16 protein-coding genes are annotated in these 18,874 nt (G+C 63.7%); 6 read left to right on the plus strand and 10 right to left on the minus strand.

The annotated features are described in order from the left end of the window. Window positions 1–2: 2 nt before the first annotated feature. From trkA to rsmB, 5 genes are read right to left on the minus strand one after another with little or no spacing between them, the layout of a single operon-like run. Window positions 3–1,433: a Trk system potassium transporter TrkA gene (trkA, locus tag QZ634_RS14810; RefSeq protein WP_291989637.1), complete on the minus strand. Its 1,431-nt coding sequence runs from the start codon at window positions 1,431–1,433 to the stop codon at window positions 3–5. A 36-nt stretch (window positions 1,434–1,469) separates the two neighbouring features. Continuing rightward, window positions 1,470–2,726: a response regulator gene (locus tag QZ634_RS14815; RefSeq protein ID WP_291989639.1), complete on the minus strand. Its 1,257-nt coding sequence runs from the start codon at window positions 2,724–2,726 to the stop codon at window positions 1,470–1,472. Between the two features lies 1 nt (window position 2,727). Continuing rightward, on the minus strand, window positions 2,728–4,881 hold the full coding sequence (locus tag QZ634_RS14820; RefSeq protein WP_291989640.1) for an ATP-binding protein: 2,154 nt from the start codon (window positions 4,879–4,881) through the stop codon (window positions 2,728–2,730). Then, the gene (locus QZ634_RS14825) at window positions 4,878–5,534 is read right to left on the minus strand and encodes a DUF4390 domain-containing protein (RefSeq protein WP_291989642.1); all 657 of its coding nucleotides are present in this window, start codon (window positions 5,532–5,534) and stop codon (window positions 4,878–4,880) included. Before QZ634_RS14825 ends, QZ634_RS14820 begins: the two co-directional genes overlap by 4 nt. Further along, complete coding sequence (gene rsmB, locus QZ634_RS14830; protein ID WP_291989644.1) at window positions 5,509–6,795, minus strand: 16S rRNA (cytosine(967)-C(5))-methyltransferase RsmB; 1,287 nt, start codon at window positions 6,793–6,795, stop codon at window positions 5,509–5,511. Before rsmB ends, QZ634_RS14825 begins: the two co-directional genes overlap by 26 nt. A gap of 174 nt (window positions 6,796–6,969) precedes the next feature. Between rsmB and QZ634_RS14835 the strand changes: the two genes are divergently transcribed. Together QZ634_RS14835 and QZ634_RS14840 are read left to right on the plus strand one after the other, a co-directional pair. After that, on the plus strand, window positions 6,970–7,869 hold the full coding sequence (locus QZ634_RS14835; RefSeq protein WP_291989646.1) for a cation diffusion facilitator family transporter: 900 nt from the start codon (window positions 6,970–6,972) through the stop codon (window positions 7,867–7,869). Continuing rightward, the gene (locus tag QZ634_RS14840; RefSeq protein ID WP_291989648.1) at window positions 7,859–8,866 is read left to right on the plus strand and encodes a S1/P1 nuclease; all 1,008 of its coding nucleotides are present in this window, start codon (window positions 7,859–7,861) and stop codon (window positions 8,864–8,866) included. Before QZ634_RS14835 ends, QZ634_RS14840 begins: the two co-directional genes overlap by 11 nt. A 54-nt stretch (window positions 8,867–8,920) precedes the next feature. On the opposite strand, the gene htpX is transcribed toward QZ634_RS14840, so the two are convergent. From htpX to def, 3 genes are all read right to left on the minus strand, one after another. Then, a complete protein-coding gene (htpX, locus tag QZ634_RS14845) occupies window positions 8,921–9,769 on the minus strand; it encodes a zinc metalloprotease HtpX (protein ID WP_291989962.1) in 849 nt (282 codons plus the stop codon). A gap of 158 nt (window positions 9,770–9,927) precedes the next feature. Beyond that, window positions 9,928–10,854: a methionyl-tRNA formyltransferase gene (gene fmt / locus QZ634_RS14850; RefSeq protein ID WP_291989650.1), complete on the minus strand. Its 927-nt coding sequence runs from the start codon at window positions 10,852–10,854 to the stop codon at window positions 9,928–9,930. After that, window positions 10,851–11,354, minus strand: coding sequence for a peptide deformylase (gene def, locus QZ634_RS14855; protein WP_291989652.1), 504 nt, complete (start codon window positions 11,352–11,354; stop codon window positions 10,851–10,853). The genes fmt and def overlap by 4 nt, the downstream gene beginning before the upstream one ends. Window positions 11,355–11,438: 84 nt before the next feature. Between def and QZ634_RS14860 the strand changes: the two genes are divergently transcribed. From QZ634_RS14860 to QZ634_RS14875, 4 genes are all read left to right on the plus strand, one after another. Further along, on the plus strand, window positions 11,439–12,578 hold the full coding sequence (locus tag QZ634_RS14860) for a LysM peptidoglycan-binding domain-containing protein (RefSeq protein WP_291989654.1): 1,140 nt from the start codon (window positions 11,439–11,441) through the stop codon (window positions 12,576–12,578). A gap of 2 nt (window positions 12,579–12,580) precedes the next feature. Further along, on the plus strand, window positions 12,581–13,672 hold the full coding sequence (gene dprA, locus QZ634_RS14865) for a DNA-processing protein DprA (protein WP_291989656.1): 1,092 nt from the start codon (window positions 12,581–12,583) through the stop codon (window positions 13,670–13,672). Between the two features lie 12 nt (window positions 13,673–13,684). Then, window positions 13,685–14,134: a DUF494 domain-containing protein gene (locus tag QZ634_RS14870; protein WP_291989658.1), complete on the plus strand. Its 450-nt coding sequence runs from the start codon at window positions 13,685–13,687 to the stop codon at window positions 14,132–14,134. Window positions 14,135–14,345: 211 nt separating this feature from the next. Continuing rightward, the gene (locus tag QZ634_RS14875; protein ID WP_291989660.1) at window positions 14,346–16,934 is read left to right on the plus strand and encodes a DNA topoisomerase III; all 2,589 of its coding nucleotides are present in this window, start codon (window positions 14,346–14,348) and stop codon (window positions 16,932–16,934) included. A 117-nt stretch (window positions 16,935–17,051) separates the two neighbouring features. Here QZ634_RS14875 and QZ634_RS14880 read toward each other — a convergent pair whose 3' ends face one another. Next, window positions 17,052–17,966 carry a hydrogen peroxide-inducible genes activator gene (locus QZ634_RS14880; RefSeq protein ID WP_291989662.1) on the minus strand — a complete coding sequence of 305 codons (915 nt, stop codon included), beginning with the start codon at window positions 17,964–17,966 and terminating at the stop codon, window positions 17,052–17,054. A gap of 16 nt (window positions 17,967–17,982) precedes the next feature. Then, on the minus strand, window positions 17,983–18,705 hold the full coding sequence (locus QZ634_RS14885) for a pseudouridine synthase (protein ID WP_291989664.1): 723 nt from the start codon (window positions 18,703–18,705) through the stop codon (window positions 17,983–17,985). Window positions 18,706–18,874: the final 169 nt, after the last annotated feature.

An 18,874-nucleotide genomic window follows, 5' to 3' on the forward strand; every position in this document is an offset into this window, starting at 1 on the left:
GCTCAGAAAAAGTGGAAGCCAACCTCGAACAGTTTCTCGACCTGCTTGACCACCTTCTTGTCGATGCAGAAGACGACGACGTGGTCACCCGTCTCGATGACCACGTCCTTGTGGGCGATGAGCACCCGCCCGGTCTGCTTCTTCGCTCCCAGGCGAAAGAAGTTGAAGTCGTCCGTCTCGCCGAGGTCGCGCACGATGGCAGCGATGAAGGCGCCATGAATCACCGGCAACTCGCCGACGCAGCGACCGACTGCGCGCGAATTCTTCTTGTCGCCATGGGCGACAATCTCGAGCGCTTCCGCAGCGCCACGGCGCAGGCTATGCACCTGAACAACGTCGCCATGGCGGACATAGGTGAGCAGGGTGCCGATCGAGACCTGTGCCGGCGAGATCGCAATGTCAATCGGCCCGCCCTGCACCAGTTCGGCGTAGGCCCGCCGGTTGATCAGCGCCACCACCCGCTGACAGCCCATGCGCTTGGCCAGCGAGGCGCCCATGATGTTGTCTTCGTCGGCGTTGCTCAGGGCAAGGAAGAGCTCCATCTCTTCGATGCCTTCCTGCTGCAACAACTCCTCGTCGGTGGCATCGCCATTGAGGACCAATACCGACTTCAGCGAGTTGGCGACGAATTCGGCGCGGCGGCGGTCGACCTCGATCAGTTTGACCTCGCACTTGCCCTCCAGCGCTTGTGCGACGCGATGGCCGATGTTGCCGCCACCGGCAATCATCACGCGCCGCACGGGCTCCATCGAGCGGCGCAACTCGCGCATCACGGTACGGATGTGTTCGTCCGCAGCAAGGACGAAGACTTCGTCGCCGTCGGCAATGATCGTTTCACCAGTCGGTGTTATCGCGCCACCGTGACGATAGATGGCGGCGATCCGCCCGTCGATCTCCGGTGGCAAATGATTACGCATTTCGGAGATCGGGCTGCCCACCAGCAGCCCGCCGGCGTAGGCACGCAGGCCGACCAGCGCCAGGCGTCCGCCGGCAAAGCTGAGCACTTGCAGCGCTTCGGGGAAGTCGATCAGACGCGCGATGTACTCGGTGATCACCTGTTCCGGGCACAAGGCGTAATCGACGGCGAAATTCTCGGGGGCCAGGAGTGTTTCGCTCTCGAGGAAGTCACGCGCGCGCAATCTGGCGATGCGGGCGGGGACATTGAAGATGCTGTGGGCCACCTTGCAGGCGACGAGGTTGGTCTCGTCGCTCTGCGTCACGGCGATCAGCAGGTCAGCATCTTGGAGGCCGGCATTGGCCAGTACGGAGGGACACGAGGCGTTGCCGATCACCGTACGCAGGTCGAGACGATCCTGCAGGAAAGCCAGACGCTCCTGATCGCTGTCGACGACGGTGATGTCGTTGTTCTCGGAGACCAGACTTTCGGCGACGCTGGCGCCGACCTGACCGGCACCCAGAATGACGATCCTCATTTCCTTCTCACTCCCTGACAAGCACGCGGCGAGAAATTACTCGCGCTCGTCGCCACGCCGACCGATATTGAGGCCAAGCTGCCTCAGCTTTCGATACAGGTGGGTGCGTTCGAGGCCCGTCCTCTCGGCCAAGCGCGTCATATTACCGCGTTCGCCAGCCAGATGATATTCGAAATACATTCGTTCGAAGGCTTCTCGGGCTTCCCGGAGCGGCTGATCGAGAAAGAGCGCCGGCAGCGGCGCGGCAGCACCGCCCGACTCGGTCTGCAGGATGCGCTCGACGTCTTCAGCGGCAATTTCCTCGTCGAGCGCCGAGAGCGCGAGGTTCTTCACGGTGGTCAGCAGTTCCGCCCATTCGCCCTGCCAGTGGTGCAGGCGCAGGGCATTACGCGCACCACTCGAGAACAGGCGCAAGGGCACTTCACCGCGCTCGGCGAGATGGGCGAGGAGCAGCGAGGCTATCTCGGGAACGTCGTCGGCGTGGCCGGAAATCTGCGGTAGCGCCACCCAGACTTCGCCGAGACGACTGACCAGCAGCGGATCCCAGCCGGCGTCGACCAGTGCCGGCAGCGAGCGACTGGAGGCGGCGACCATTTGCAGGTTGTGCCGCTCCAGGCGTTCGAGCGCGAAAACAAGATTCATCTGCTGCAGTTTGCCAAGCAGCGCCAGGTCGGCGATGAAGACCACCCCGCCACTGGCGTTGTGCAGCATCTCCTGGGTCAGCGGCGTACTCGCCGCAGAGAGATCCAGCCACGGTGTGCGGTGCGTCTGCAAGGTACGCGCGCAGATTTCCGCGATGCTGCCCGAGGCGCTTTTCAGCAGCAGAACCGAGGTCTTGGCGGCCGCCTGTTCGAGACGCCTCTTGAGGTCCTTGAGCAGCGGTGAGCGCGCGAAGGCGTCGAGGGTCAGCGGCTTCTTCTCGAGCACTGTTTCGTGCTTGAGCGCCTTCTTTACGGTCGCCAGCAACTTCTGCAGGGCGATGGGTTTCTCGAGGAAGTCGGTGGCGCCGATGCGCGTTGCCTCGACCGCCGAATCGATCGTTCCATGCCCGGACATCATCACCACCGGCATGGTCAGCAAGCCGCTCGCCGCCCACTCCTTGAGCAAGGATATGCCATCAGTATCAGGCATCCAGATATCCAGGAGGACCAGATCGGGGCGCATGTCAGCGCGCACCTTGCGCGCCGCTGCGGCATTTTCAGCCAGGGAGATCGAGTGTCCCTCGTCGGCAAGAATCTCGGAAAGCAGCTCGCGAATGCCCATTTCATCATCGACGATCAGTATTTGCGCCATGTCAGGCCTCGGAGGAAAGATTGTGCGAGCGATGCTCGCTCGCCGGCAACACAGCCAGCGGCAGGGTGATGCTGACCATTGCGCCAACAGCTTCGCGATTGTTCACCTTGATGCGCCCCTGGTGTTCGTCGACGATCTTCTTGACGATCGCCAGACCGAGACCGGTGCCACGTGCCTTGGTGGTCACGTAAGGCTCCAGTACGCGGGCCATCACTTCGGGCGGAAAGCCCGGCCCGCGATCGCCGACTACCATCTCGGCCGTATTGCCGAGCAGGCGCGTGCTGATCGTGATACGCGGCGAGTCGACCATTTCCTGCGCGTCCTCGGCATTGCGCAGGAGGTTGTGGATGACTTGCCGCAACTGCGTGGCGTCACCGCAGACTGGCGGCAACCCGGCAGCGAGCTTGAGCTTGATCGCCGCCCGCGAGGTTTCGTAGAGGCCGAGCACTTCGCTGATCAGCGCGTTGAGGTCCAGAGCAGCGAGTTCGGGAGCCGGCAGACGCGCGTAGTCGCTGAAATCATTGACCATCCGCTTCATTGCTTCGACCTGGCGAATGATGGTCTGCGTCGAGCGCTCAAGCATGTCAGCGTCGGCACCGCTGAGCCGATCGGCCAGCTTCATCTGCAAGCGCTCGGCCGAAAGCTGGATCGGCGTCAAGGGATTCTTGATCTCGTGCGCCAGTCGACGCGCCACTTCGCCCCAGGCTGCACTGCGCTGAGCGGCAATCAGGCGCGTTACGTCATCGAACACCACCACGTAGCCACCGAGCGACTCGCCCGGCAGTTGCGTGCCGCGCAGCAACAGGATCTGGGGCAGGCTACCGGCCGCGTCGAGCTCTATCTGTTCCTGCCACTCGCTGTTGGCGTGCTCGGCAAAGGCATCGAGAATAGCCTCGCCAAGCCTCCTCTGGCGCGGCCAGTCGCCGGCCGCTGCGCCGAGCAGATCGCTGAAGTCGTCAGCCAGAATGGTCAGCGCACCTTCGTTGACGGTACGCAACACGAAGCGCGCATCGAACACCAGCACCCCGGCAGAGAGATTGGCGAGAATCGATTCCAGGTAGGCTCGTGCCGCTTCGAGTTCGGCACGCTGGCGCTCGTTATCGCGTCGCGCTTCGTCGAGTTGGCGGGTCATCTGTTTGAACGAGCGCGTCAGCACGCCCAGTTCGTCGCTACTGTGGACCTCCTTGCGAGGCGTGTAATCGCCGGCGGTGACTGCCTGCGTTCCCTCGGCGAGAATCGACAGTGGAGCCGACAAACGACGTGCCAGCACGAAGGCCAGTGCGATCGCCGTGAACAGGGCGAGAAGCACGGTCAGCGTCAGCGTCATTGCATAGATGCGCGTCAGTCCCTCACGGCCCAGCGACAGCTCCTGATAGTCCGCATAGACGGTCTGGACGCTATCGGCGTTGACGGCGAGGGCAGCCGGCACCGGGTCGGTCAACTGCAGGACACGGGTCTCGGCACCGAGGCCCGGCGGCGTCACGGCGACCAGAACGCGCAAGGAGAGGTCTTTTTCGCCGTCGCTCTCGAGCAGCGCCACCCGGCGCTCCTTGCGCACCCTGCGCAGCTCCTCGCCTGTCGGCTGTTTGGGCAACAGGGTCGCCAGGTCGCCGGTGGCGGTGGCCAACAGTTCGCCGCTGGTCGCAAACAGCGCCGCCGACTGCAGTCCATACTGCTCGCGCAAACGATTGAGGTCGAGCCGGCGCTGCGTTTCGGAACGCTCGCCAAGTTCCAGGGCCATCGTCTGTGCCTTGGCAGCGAGATCTTCCAGCAGGGAATCGAGCGCACTACGGCCGAGATTGAGCCCCGCTTCAAGCGCTTTTTCGACGCGAACGTCGAACCAGGTTTCGATGCTCTTGGTCACAAACTGGACCGACACCGCGTAGATCAGAACGCCCGGCAGGACGGCCATCAGGCCAAACATCAGCATCAGGCGCAACTTGAGTCGCGAACCGAACACCTTGGCCCGATGTTCGCCCCAGAGCAGCCGCAACTGCCAGGCAATCAGCGCCAGCAGAGACAAGGCAACGATGACGTTCAGTCCCAGCAACCACGCGTAGTTGCTGGCAAAAAGCGCGGTATTGGCGCTGGCCGAGGCGAGGAGAAAGAGCAGGATGGCGCCAAACGAGGCCGCGGCGACGATCAGGAATTTCATTTCTCTTCACCGCTGGATACTGCCGCCGGCAAGGGTAAAGGCGGCGCCACCGGCACCACCTGCGTACCCGCCCCCCCCAGTTGGGCGGAGTCGCTCGGGGTGAATGTCCAGCGAGCCCACTCCGACGCGAGGTTCCAGTCCCTGTTGGCCAGGGCGTTGACCTGAAACGTCTTCGGCATCTGGCTCAGGTCAAGGCGCATGCGCACCGCAGCCAGATAGGTCTGCTCGGCATGCACCGCGCTTTTCTCGAAAACCAGCCAATTGCGCAGGCGCGATAGAATGCGCAGCGCTTCGTCGAGCGAGGCAAAGCTCTGGTGCAATGCGCCGCTGGACAAACGATACTGACGGGTGAGAGCGTGGTAGGAAAGGAGTAGGGACTGGCTGCGGCTGGCCACCTGTTCGTCGAGCCAGTACCAACGCGAACGGCTGAGTTCGAAATCGACGACGAAGTACAGCCCGACGCCCCTGGCAACGGCGTCTTCCAGGCGCGCATTAAGACTGACGCTGAAGTCGGCGGACAGCACATAGCCTTCGTCGCCAACCGAGAGCAGCGGATTACGGGCGCTGATGTCTGCTGCCTGCAAGCCGGGTGAGGCGACCAGCAGCCATAGCCAGAAGAAAAACGCGCTAAGCCGCTTTCTGCAACAGGGCATAGAAGAATCCGTCATGGTCGGGCTGCGGCACGAGTTCTTCTTCGACCAGGCGCCGCGCGTCGGGCTGGCGGAAGACGAAGGCGTCGATCTGCGCACGGTTCTCTTCCGGGAAAACTGAACAGGTGGCATAGAGCAGCTTGCCTCCCGGTTTCAATAGTGGCCAGAGGCGATCGAGGATCTCGGCCTGGATGCGGACGAAGCCTCGAATATCGCTCTCCCGGCGCAGGTACTTGATATCGGGATGGCGACGAACGACACCCGAGGCAGAGCAGGGCACGTCGGCAAGAATCGCATCGAAGAACTGGCCATCCCACCATTGCTCGGTAGCACAGCAGTCGCCAGGCGTGACCTTGGCGGTCAGACCAAGCCGGCGCAGGTTGTCCTCGACGCGACGCGTACGAACGGCGTCGATATCGACAGCCAGCAGGTCGACATCGGCCGCTTCAAGCAGATGCGCGGCTTTGCCACCGGGCGCGGCGCAGGCGTCGAGCACGCGCTGGCCCGCTGCCGGCGCCAGCAACTCGGCCGCGCGCTGGGCGCCGGCATCCTGGATCGACACCAGCCCATCGGCAAAACCCGGCAAGGCATCGACCGGCATGGGCTTGTCGAGCACCAACGCCTGCCCACCGAGCGAACGCGCGCAAAGGCCCGCCGCCTGCAGGCGGACAAGATAGTCGGCGACCTCGATCCGGCGCTGATTGACGCGCAGGGTCATCGGCGGCTGTTCGTTGCCGGCAGCGACGATCCCCGGCCAGCGATCCGGATAAGCACGACGCAGGCGTGCCAGCCACCAGCGTGGGTGCTGTTGCGTAGCTTCGTCATCGTCGGCCATGGCCGTCTGCAAGGCGTGACGCTGCCGCAGATAGTTGCGCAACAGGCCATTCACCAGCCCCTTGAAAGCGCCGCCGGCGAGCTCGGCGGCAGCCGCCACAGCCTGGTCGACGATCATATAAGCCGAATCAGGACGCGTGTGCAGACGATACAGGGCGGCCAGCAACAGCGCTTCAACGTCGGGATGCGGCAAGGCACGCGCCAGCAGGCGGCCGAGGACAAACTCGCCGCAACCATAGCGGCGCAGGCTCCCATAGGCCACGTCCTGGGCCGCGGCGCGCGCTGCCGGAGCTTCGCCGCCAAGCCTGCCGAGCGCCTGCGTCAGGCTTTTCCCGGCGCGAACCGCGGCGATCAGCCGCGCCGCCAGCAAGAGGCTGAGGGCCAGCGAATCGCTGGCCAGCGCCGAGGACGCCGGCGCCCTACGGCCCACAGGTGCTGTCTGCTGCCCGGGTGCGGGCCGGCGTACGCGCACCGCACGGGCGGACGGGGAGGGGGATGGAGGCGAAGTGGACAAGGCCTTGAATGCTTTGCTCTGGAGAGAGAGGCGAGTTTAGCACGATGCCTGACGATGGCGACCCGGGCGGTGGCGGGCGATAATGGCCACATGTCCTCACCCTCGCTGAAACCTTACGTCTGGCTTTCGATTGCCGCGGCGCTGGCCACCATTGCCCTCAAGGGTGTCGCCTGGCTGCTCACCGGCTCGGTCGGCCTGCTCTCCGATGCACTGGAATCCCTGGTCAATCTGGCCGGCGCCTGCATGGCGCTGGCCATGCTGTCGATTGCCGAGCAGCCGGAAGACGAGGGGCATCGCTTTGGGCACGGCAAGGCAGAGTATTTCTCGAGTGGCTTCGAGGGACTGCTGATCCTTTTCGCCGCTGTCGCGATTGCCCTTGCTGCCGGCGAACGCCTGCTCAATCCACAGCCACTCGAGGCCGTCGGCGTCGGTCTCACGGTGTCGGCAATCGCTGCTCTGATCAATCTCATCGTCGGGCGCGTCCTGCTGCTCGCCGGGCGGCGGCAGCGCTCGATCACCCTGGAGGCGGATGGCCATCATCTATTGACCGATGTGTGGACCTCGCTTGGGGTCATCGTCGGCGTTGGCGGCGTGGCGCTTACCGGTTGGCTATGGCTGGATCCGATTCTCGCCCTGCTCGTCGCCGGCAACATCGTCCGGACCGGCTGGCAATTGCTGCGCCGCTCGGCCAACGGACTGATGGACGGCAGTCTGCCGCCCGAACAACAGGCGCAGGTTCTCCGCGTCCTTGAAAGCTATCGTAGCCAGGGGATCGACTACCACGCCCTGCGCAGCCGCGAGGCGGGGGCGCGCAGCTTCATCTCGCTGCACGTTCTCGTCCCCGGCGCGTGGACGGTAGCGCGCGCTCATCAACTGGTCGAAGGCCTCGAAGGCGAGCTTCGTCAGGAACTCCCGCACGCCTCCGTGTTCGTCCATATCGAACCTCGCGAGGACCCGGCTTCGCACCAGGATCTCGGCCTTGACCGCTGAGCCGGGCGCCGGCGCCGCGTGGCGCAGCCGGCCGCGTTGGCTGACTGCCCTGCCCGCCTTTCTGCCCGCCTTTTTGCCCAGCTTGCTGTTGCCGCTGCTGTTGCTCGTCGCGCCACCGGCATTCGCCTGGAACGCCGCCGGCCATCGGATCAGCGCCTTGATCGCCTGGGAACGACTCGACGAGCGGACGAAGGCTGCGGTGGCTTCCGTGCTGCGCCAGCATCCGGACTACGAGCGCTGGCAGGCACGTGGCAAAGACGCAGACGCGGACCGTGCGGCTTTTCTCGAAGCCTCTACGTGGCCCGACGACATCCGCCGGGACCGGCGTTTCTACACCGCCGGACGTGCGCCGCCGACGCCGACGCTGCACGGATTCCCGGACATGGAGCGTCGACTGGCCTGGCACTATGTCGATCGTCCATTGCACCCTGAGCGAAAGAGGCGCCCGTCACCGGGCGCGCTAGCCCGCCAACTGACTGCGCTGCCGAAGATCCTGTGCGACCCGGAAAGCAGCGCAGCCGAGCGGGCCTATGCACTCCCCTGGCTGATCCATCTGGTCGCTGATGCGCATCAGCCGCTACACGCGGCGAGCCGAAATCGACCGAACGGGGACGACGACAGCGGCGGCAATGAGCAGCGGATCTTCAACCCCTTGCAGCCGAAGTATCCGTCCACCAATCTGCACAGCTATTGGGACGAGCTCCCGGGCAAGCCGTGGTTACGCGGAAAACGCCTGGCGAGCACGGTCAAGGTACTGACGCTCCTCTACCCACCGACGGCGCAAGCGGGAGACGCCACGCAATGGCTCGAGGAAAGCTGGCAGCTCGCGCGACAGGCGGCGTATCCCAGTGGCGACGATGCCGTGCTCACGATCAGCGCCGAATTCCAGGCAAGGGCGGCGGAGATCACCGGCCAGCGACTTGGCCAAGCCGGCTATCGTCTGGCCGAACAGCTGCAGCGCGTGTTTTCGGGAGCGGGGCGGCAGTGTTCCACGTGAAACACCGGCGGTTGCTAAGCAGGAGAACTCAGCAGCAAGGCAGCGCCGAGCAGCTCAACCGCGCGCCAAAGCACGCAGACGCGCGACGCGTTCCTCAGTCGCCGGGTGCGTACTGAAGAGGCCCTTGATGCCGCCGCCCGAGAGCGGATTCATGATCATCATCTGCGCCGTCTCGGGATGCGCCTCGGCAGGTACCATCGGGATACCTCGCGCATAAGCGTCGATCTTGGTCAGCGCATCGGCCAGCGCATTGGCGTCACCGGAGATCTCCGCCCCCCCGCGGTCGGCCTCGAACTCGCGTGCCCGCGAAATGGCCATTTGAATCAGCGATGCTGCCAGCGGCGCGAGAAGGGCGACCAGGATGCCCGCCACGGGGTTCCCTGGCCGCCCTTCCGAATCACGGCCGCCGAAGAACATCGCGAAGTTGGCGAGTGCGGAAATTGCTCCGGCCATGGTCGCCGAAATCGTCGAAATCAGAATGTCGCGATGCCGGACGTGCGCCAGTTCATGCGCCATGACCCCTCGGATTTCCCTTGCCGACAGCAACTGCAGAATTCCGGTCGTCGCCGCGACCGCCGCGTTCTCCGGATTGCGACCGGTGGCAAAGGCGTTCGGCTGCGCCTCATCGATCAGATAGACCTTCGGCATCGGCAGTTCGGCACGTTGGGCGAGGTCGCGAACCATGCCGTAGAACTGCGGCGCCGACGCCTCGTCGACTTCGCGCGCCTTGTACATCTTGAGCACCATCTTGTCCGAGAACCAGTAGGCGAAGAAATTCATCGCCCCGCCAAAGAGCAGCGCCAGCAACATCCCCGTCTGGCCACCGACCATTGCCCCAATCGCCCCGAAAAGAGCCACGATGGCCGCCATCAGGATCGAAGTTTTTACCCAGTTACCGAGCATTTCCGAGACCTCCGCGAGAACAACAGTACACCACGACGGTGTGGCGACGTAGATGGTGCCGGCCGGCAAGAATTTCAAGGACGGTCCGGCGGTTGCCCTTCATCCCGTCCGGTGGGTTGCCGGCAAGGCGCAAAGCCGAGCGCATTACGGCCGCGGGATCACGCCGCCGGCAAAGCGCAGCGGGAACCCGCCCCGATTCGCGTTCCGACCAGAAACTGTGTCGCCGGCAAACGTTTTCCGCCGGCCTTCTGAAGCTCGTCCAGGCGCAGAGCGCCTGCGCCACAGGCAACGACCACGGAGTTGCGGTCGGCGACCAGAATCTCGCCGGGCTCGCCATCACCGGCGACCACGGCGGCGCGCCAGACCTTGAGCAGATGGCCATCGACGGTGCACGAGGCCCCGGGAAAAGGGTTGAAAGCCCTGACGCAGCGAGCCAGCTGCACCGCCGGCAAACGCCAGTCGAGCGCCGCTTCCGCCTTCTCGATCTTGGCAGCGTAGGTGGCCCCAGCGCCTGCTTGAGCTTGCGGCGACAGCGGCAGACGGGCCAGCGCCTCGACGATCAAGCGTGCGCCGAGTAGGGCAAGTCGGTCGCCAAGCGATGCCGCCGTGTCGTCGGACGCAATCGGCAGGCTCTCGGAAAGCAATACCGGGCCAGTGTCGAGTCCGGCGTCCATCTGCATGATGCACACCCCGGTCTCCTGGTCGCCCGCAAGAATCGCCCGCTGCACTGGCGCAGCGCCGCGCCAGCGCGGCAACAGCGACGCATGGATGTTGATGCAGCCGGAAGCCGGCATGTCCAGAACGACCTGCGGAAGGATCAGCCCATAGGCCGCGACGACCATGGCCTCGGCGCCAAGCGCGCGTATCTGCTCCTGCGCGGCGAGGTCCTTCAAGGTCGATGGCTGCAAGACTCGGATCCCGGACGCCAGAGCCAGCTGCTTGACCGGCGAAGCTCGTAGCGCCAGGCCACGTCCCGACGCGCGGTCGGGCTGCGTGAGGACCACAAGCACCTCATGACCGGCAGCGATGATGGACTGCAGGGCAACTCTCGCGAACTCGGGCGTACCCGCGAAAACCAGTCTCACGCGGTAATTCTCGCCTGCTTGGCGAGCTTGTTCCTGATCCGCAGCTGCTTGAGCTGCGAGAGGTGCTCGACAAAGACCTGCCCCTGTAGATGATCAATTTCATGCTGCAGGCAGACGGCCAGCAAACCCACGGCCTCGATGGTCTGCTCAGCGCCATCCAGGTCGAGATAGCGGACCACGACGTGTTCGGCGCGCGCAACCTTGTCGTAGATCCCGGGCACCGACAGACAACCTTCCTCGCAGACCTGCAAACCGTCCTGCTCGAGAATCTCCGGATTGATCAGGGTAAGCAGTTGATCTCTGGTTTCCGAGGCGTCAATGACTATCAGCTGCTTATGCACATCCACCTGCGTTGCGGCAAGGCCGATTCCTGGTGCTTCGTACATCGTCTCGGCCATGTCACGCGCCAGGCGACGAAGGTTGTCGTCAATCCGTTGGACGCGCACGGCCATCGTCTTCAGACGTGGATCGGGAAAGCGGAGTATCGGTAGTAGAGACATAAAAAACTTGATCGAAGAAATAACTACGTGCAGAATCTAATGTAGTGTCTTGAGTATTCCAACGCCTGTTGCGTCGGGCGCACGATGACTTCGGCCATAGACGCGGCCAGCAGCGAACTGGGGCAAACCCTGCAGCCGGAGCATTACGCCGCCACGCCGCTATCTCGCCACACCGCCATGTACGAGGGCTCGTACGAGGATAACATGATGATCCGCATTATATCCGCGTTCATTCTGGCCACGGTCAGCGCGCTGTGCCTGGCCGCCGGGCAAGCCCCGCTGCTGGCCGAAAGCGCCCCCACCCGACATGTGGTCGTACCCGGTGACACGCTCTGGGGAATATCGGGGGCTTTCCTCAAGGAGCCCTGGCGCTGGCCGGAGATCTGGCGGATGAACCGGCAGGAAGTCAGGAACCCGCACCTGATCTATCCCGGTGACGTGATCGTCCTTGATCGTGACGCGCAGGGCAACGCCTTCCTGCGTCTGCAGAGTGGCCGGCTGGAGCCGCAAATTCATTCCGAAATGAACGAGCAGGCGATTCCGGCGATTCCGCCCAACGTCATCAGGCCTTTCCTCTCCGACCCACTGATCGTCGAAGCGAATGCACTCGACGCCGCCGCACGCATCGTCGCCACGCAACTCGATCGGGTCTTTCTCGGCAACGGCGACCTGGCCTACGTAACCAATGCCGACCCTGCCCATCGCGACTGGAAGATCTACCGCAACGGCAAGCCTTTGCGTGACCCGGAAAGCAACGACATACTGGGCTATGAAGCCTTCTACCTGGGCACCGCAAAGCAGCTGCAACCGGGCAACCCGGCGACCTTCGAGGTGCGCTCGGCCACGCAGGAAGTCGGCTTTGGCGATCGCCTTCTGCCAGCGACGCCGCCGCCGCTGATCGCCTACGTTCCGCACAAGCCTGATTTCGCCGTCGATGGCCGCGTGATCTCCGTCTATGGCGGCGTCGACGCAGCCGGTCGCGGCTCGATCATCTCGATCAACCGTGGCACCACCGATGGCATCGAGATCGGACACGTGCTGGCTCTCGAACGTAATCGCGTGATTCATGAACGCGACGAGCAGGGTGACAAGGCGGTGGTAGACATTCCGCCTTCACGCATTGGCCTGCTTTTCGTCTTCCGAAGCTTCGAACGAATTTCCTATGGCCTGGTCGTGCAATCCGAAGGCACGGTAGATATCAACGACTTCGTCCGCACACCCTAGAAATGGACACCGGCGAGTCGCTCGCCGCCTGGTTGCGACTGACCCTGATTCCGGGTGTTGGCGGCAAGACCCAGCGCAAACTGCTCAACGCCTTCGGGCTTCCAGAAGCCATCTTCGCAGCGGATCGCGCCGCCATTGTCGGCGTTGTTGGCGACAAGGCGGCCAGCCTGCTCCTCGCTGCCGACAATCGCGCAGGGGTGGAAAGAGCCCTGGCCTGGTCCGCTGCGCCTGACCACGAGCTGCTCACCCTCGCCGACCGCGAGTATCCGCAAGCCCTGCTGCAGATTACCGATCCACCGACGCTGCTCTATGTCCGTGGTCGCATCGATCTGCTCAACCAGCCGGCGCTGGCCATCGTGGGCAGTCGCAACCCAACTCCCCAAGGGGTCAACAACGCCGAGCGCTTCGCCGCCGCCCTGGCCGAAGCCGGACTGACGATTGCCAGCGGCCTGGCACTGGGTATCGACGCTGCTGCGCATCGCGGCGCGCTGCGCGCGTCGGCAAGCACGGTGGCTTTCATCGGCACCGGGATCGACCGCCTATACCCTGCCGCCAACCAGCAACTGGCCCTTGATATCGCCGCCCGAGGCACAGTCGTTTCCGAGTTTCCACTCGGCGCGCCACCCGCCGCCGCCAACTTCCCGCGCCGCAACCGCCTGATCGCGGGCTTCTCGCGCGGCACCCTGGTCATCGAAGCGACCGTCGACAGCGGTTCGCTGATCACCGCACGCCTTGCGGCCGAACAAGGACGCGAGGTATTCGCCATTCCGGGATCGATTCATTCGCCGCATTCGCGCGGCTGCCACAAACTGATCAGAGAAGGTGCCAAACTGGTAGAAACCGTTCAGGACGTCCTCGACGAGCTCACCTGGCCACTGCTGACGGCGACGACCTCCGCGAGCCCTGACGACCCTGCTCCGCAAGGCAGCGGCCTACTGCCAAGCATGGGATTCGATCCCTGCAGCCTCGACGAGCTGGTCGAGCGCAGCGGCTTGACGGCTGACGTCGTTTCGGTGATGCTCCTCCACTTGGAACTGGATGGTCAGGTCGCCACTCTGCCAGGCGGCCGCTACCAACGCATTTGCCAAGCCTGAGAGCCTTTTCTGATGATCGACATTCTGGTCTACCTTTTCGAGAACTATCACGACTTCAGCACCCGCCCAAAGAGCAAGATGCTGAAGCGGCGCTTGAGCGCCGTCGGTTTCGAAGAAGAGGCGATCACCGTCGCCCTGGGCTGGCTGGACGGCCTGAAAACGACGCCACTCATTGAGCGGCCACGCGATCAACGCGCGCTACGCGTCTACCTGCCAGAGGAGCAACGCAAACTTGGCCCGGACTGCCTCGCTTTCATCGCCTTCCTCGAAGCGGCGGACATGTTGGCGCCCGCTTTGCGCGAACTGGTCGTCGAGGGCGCGATGCTCCTCGAGGACGACCCGGTACCTCTGGGCAAGTTCAAGATCATCGTCTTGATGATCCTCTGGAGTCGCGAGCAGGCGCTCGAGCCCCTGATCGTCGAGGAACTTCTCGACGACGGTGACCACAGACTGCTGCACTGAGCACCGCGCGCCTTCGCTACCAGGACGCTGCTACCGCTCCGGCGACGGCAGGGCAGGCAGCGGTTTCGGCGACCCTACCGCGAACAGCACTGCCGCCCGCCTTGCTTGCCAAGGGCGGTAGAGTGCTCTTATCATGGCCCGCCGAACCCTGTAGTGTTGGGCCATCCGGCCAGCCGCATTTTGGCCACTTTCCCGGACTGATGAAGACCCCATGAGCAAGAAACTGATCATCACCGAGAAACCCTCCGTCGCCGCTGACCTCGCACGCGCCCTCGGTGGCTTCGTTCGACACGAGGACTATTTCGAGAGTGACGACTACGTACTCTCCTCCGCCGTCGGACATCTGCTCGAACTGGCCTGCCCCGAGGAGTACGAGGTCAAGCGCGGCAAGTGGTCTTTCGCCCATTTACCGGTGATCCCGCCGCACTTCGCGTTGCAGCCGATTCAGAAAACAGAGGCGCGCCTAAAACTGCTGGTCCGCCTGATCAAGCGCAAGGATGTCGACGGTCTGGTCAACGCCTGCGACGCTGGGCGCGAAGGCGAGCTGATCTTCAACTACATCGTCCAACACGCCAAGAACAGCAAGCCGGTAGAACGTTTGTGGCTACAGTCGATGACCCAACAGGCTATCCGGGACGGCTTCGCCCGCCTGCGCAGCGGCGCCGAAATGCACGGTCTGGCCGATGCGGCCGTCTGCCGCTCGGAATCGGACTGGTTGGTCGGCATCAATGGCACGCGCGCGATGACCGCCTTCAACTCGAAGACCGGCGGCTTCCACCTGACGACCGTCGGCCGCGTCCAGACACCGACGCTGGCGCTTATGGTTGACCGTGAAGACCGCATTCGCAAGTTCAAGCCGCGCGCCTACTGGGAAGTCGAGGCGCTCTTCGTTTGTGCCGCCGGCGACTACCGTGGCAAGTGGTTCGACGAGAAGTACAAGGGCAAGGACAACGACGAACATGCACGTGCCGACCGCTTGTGGGACGAAGCGCGCGCCATCGCACTACAGAAAAAATGCACCGGCCGGGACGGCGAGGTCAGCGAAGAGTCCAAGGCCTCTACGCAGCTGTCGCCGCTGCTCTACGACCTGACCAGCCTGCAACGCGAAGCCAACGGCCGTTTCGGCTTTTCGGCGAAAGCCACGCTCGGACTGGCGCAAGCGCTCTACGAAAAGCACAAGGTGTTGACCTACCCACGGACCGACGCCCGGGCACTGCCCGAGGACTACCTTGAAACGGTCCGGGCAACGCTGTCGATGCTCACCGGCGAGGGAGTCACGAAAGGGAGCGACGAAGCCACCCTGGCCCGCTATGCGCCTTTTGCATCGAACATCCTGGCTCGCCAGTGGGTCGTCGCGAACAAGCGCATTTTCAACAACGCCAAGATCTCCGATCACTTCGCGATCATCCCGACCCTGCAGGCGCCAAGACACCTCTCCGAACCGGAGATGAAGCTCTACGACATGGTCGTCAAGCGTTTCCTCGCCGTTTTCTATCCCGCGGCCGAATCGTTGATCACGACGCGCATCACGCGCGTCGAGGGCGAGCCATTCAAGACCGAAGGCAAGGTCCTGGTCAATCCCGGCTGGCTCGCGGTCTATGGCCGCGACGCGCAGGAAGGCAGCGAAGGCAATCTCGTCGCCGTGCAGCCCAATGAAATCGTTCATGGCGACGAGGTTCTCCTCAACGCACACGAAACCAAGCCGCCTCCCCGCTACTCGGAGGCCACTCTGTTGACGGCCATGGAGGGCGCGGGCAAGTCGATGGACGACGAGGAGCTGCGCGCGGCGATGGCTGGACGCGGCCTCGGCACGCCAGCGACACGTGCGCAAATCATCGAGAACCTGATCGCCGAACAGTATCTTCACCGCGACGGCCGCGAACTGCAGCCGACGGCCAAGGCTTTCTCGCTGATGACACTGCTCAACGGCCTCGGCATTCCCGAGCTGACGGCGCCCGAGCTGACCGGGGCATGGGAATGGAAGCTGGCGCGCATGGAAAGCGGCGAAATGTCGCGCAAGGAATTCATGGGCGAGATCGCGGCAATGACCGAGCGCATCGTTGCTCGCGCCAAGAGCTACGATAGCGACACCATCCCCGGCGACTTCGGCGAACTGAAGACCCCTTGCCCCAAGTGCAGCGGTCTTATCAAGGAAACCTACAAGAAGTTTCAGTGCCAGGCCTGCGACTTCGCACTCTGGAAGATCGTCGCCGGCCGCCAGTTCGAAGGTAGCGAGATCGAGGAGCTACTCACCGAACGCAGGATCGGCCCGTTGACCGGCTTCCGCAACAAGATGGGACGCCCTTTCAACGCGATCATCAAACTTAACGCCGACAACGCCCCTGAGTTCGACTTCGGCCAGGGAAGCGCTGGGGACGCAGCCGAAGAAGTCGACTTCTCCCAAAGCGAAGCCCAGGGCGCCTGCCCGAAGTGCGGCGCACGAGTATTCGCGCACGGCATGGCCTACGTTTGCGAGAAATCGCAGGGACCGAACAAGAGCTGCGACTTCCGATCGGGAACGATCATCCTGCAGCAGCAGATCGAACCCGAACAGATGCAGAAGCTGCTGAGTACCGGGCGGACCGACCTCCTGCGCGGCTTCGTCTCGGCTCGCACACGTCGGAAGTTCTCGGCGTATCTGGTCCGCGGCGCCGATGGAAAAGTCGGCTTCGAGTTCGAGAAACGGGAACCCAAGGCAACGACCAGGAAGCCCCGAGTGGCCACTGCGAAGACTGACAACAACACGCCGGAAGCCGGCGAAAAAACCAGCGCCAGCACACGCAAGAAGGTGGCCAACTAGGAGCACACCCGCAACAAGGCAGCCTTGCTGCCTTGTTGCGCTGCTGTTTCACGTGAAACAGCAGCGCGGCGAGCGGCAGCCCCGGAATTACTCGGCCGGAAAGCCGTTCTCCGGCCACTATCCGCGGACAATCACTCCGAGCGGCGGTGCGTCCAGGATCGCCGCACGCAAGACGTCGATCGCCTGCGGCCGCGGGAAGCTCGCCCGCCAGGCGATCACCACCTTGCGCAGCGGTGCCGGCTCGCTGAAATTGCGGAACTCCAGCAACAGGTCATCACGCGGCCACGACGCCGCCGCGGAGGCCGGCACCACCGAGATACCGGCGCCACTGGCCACCATGTAGCGCACCGTTTCGAGCGAGCTTCCCTCGCTAGCCCCGTCGGTACCGCCTGGGCCGGAAAGCTGCGGACACGCCTGGACCACCTGATCGCGGAAGCAATTGCCGTTGCCGAGCAGGAGCAGGTTCTCGGACGCCACCTCATTGGGGTCGATCAGGGTTTTCTGCGTCAGCCCATGCCCGCTCGGCAAGACCATGCAAAAAGGCTCCTCGTAAACCACCCGCGAAACGATCCCTGCTTCCGCAAATGGTAAGGCGACGACAATCACGTCAAGTTCGCCGCGACGCAACTGCGCGCTCAGGTTTACTGTGAAATTCTCATGCAGGAAGAGCGGCATCCGCGGCGCACGCAGGTGCAAAGCCGGAATCAGGCGGGGCAACAGGTATGGCGCGATGGTGTAGATGACCCCCAGGCGCAACGGTCCAAGCAAGGGGTCCTTGCCCTGTTCAACGAGTTCCTTCAGCCTGCTCGCCTCGTCCAGAACCCGCTCCGCCTGAACGGCAACCTGTTCGCCGAGCATCGTCAAGCGCACTTCAGCCGACGAGCGCTCGAAGAGAATCACTCCGTAGCGCTGCTCGAACTTCTTCAAGGCCACCGACAAGGTTGGCTGGCTGACGTGGCATTTCTCCGCGGCCCGGCCGAAGTGCTTCTCGAGCGCCAACGTCGCGATGTAGCGCAACTCGGTCAAGGTCACTGCCGATCCTCCCGTTTCAGAAAGTGCCACCCTTGTCGGCCGCCAGCAGTGCCACTTCCGCCGCTTCCAGCCACATCCACCGCCCCACCTCGAGCGACGCCGGCAAGCTGAAACCGCCGATGCTCGTCCGATGCAATGCCTCCACCCGATTGCCGGCCGCAGCAAGCATGCGCTTGACCAGATGATAGCGACCCTGCGTCACCGTCAAGCGCAGGCAGCGCCCACCGAGAAGAGTGCAGTCCTGCGCGGCAACCGGCTCGGGGTCGTCATGCAGCACCACGCCGCTCAAGAGCGCACTCATCTGTGACTCGTCGACCACATGCCGCGTTGTCACCTCATAGACCTTGGGCACCGCTTTTTTTGGTGAGCTCAACCGGTGAATGAACTGACCGTCGTCGGTCAACAGCAGCAACCCGGTCGTGTCCTCGTCGAGCCGACCGACCGCTTGCACGCCGCGCTTGATGAGAGGGTCGGGAAGCAGCGAGTAGACACTGGGGTGGTGTAAAGGTCGCTGCGAGCATTCATGGCCTGCCGGTTTGTGCAGGGCCAAATACGCGAAACGCCGATAAAGCCAGGCAACGCCGTCTACCGCAAAGCGCAGCCCCTCCGCCTCGAAGCGAGCAAAAGGATCAGCGCAGGGCTGCCCGGCAACGCTAACGCTCCCCGAGCGAATCAGTGCGCGGCAGTCAGCCCGGCTACCAAAGCCCTGCGAGCGCAGCAGACGCTCCAGTTCGATCATCGGTGCCGCTCAAGAGTGACACAGCAAACCAAGGTGCGCAGCGGCCAGCGAGCTTTCCGGGAGGGAAGAATTGTACTCATGTCCGCAGTGTACACGACCCAGCGCCCCGTCCCATCGGCGGCTATTGTTCTTCCCCGCAGCAGCGAGGACAATGGAAGGCATTGAACCC

It is taken from the genome of Candidatus Accumulibacter sp. ACC007 (genome assembly GCF_907163205.1).
Classification (GTDB): domain Bacteria; phylum Pseudomonadota; class Gammaproteobacteria; order Burkholderiales; family Rhodocyclaceae; genus Accumulibacter; species Accumulibacter regalis.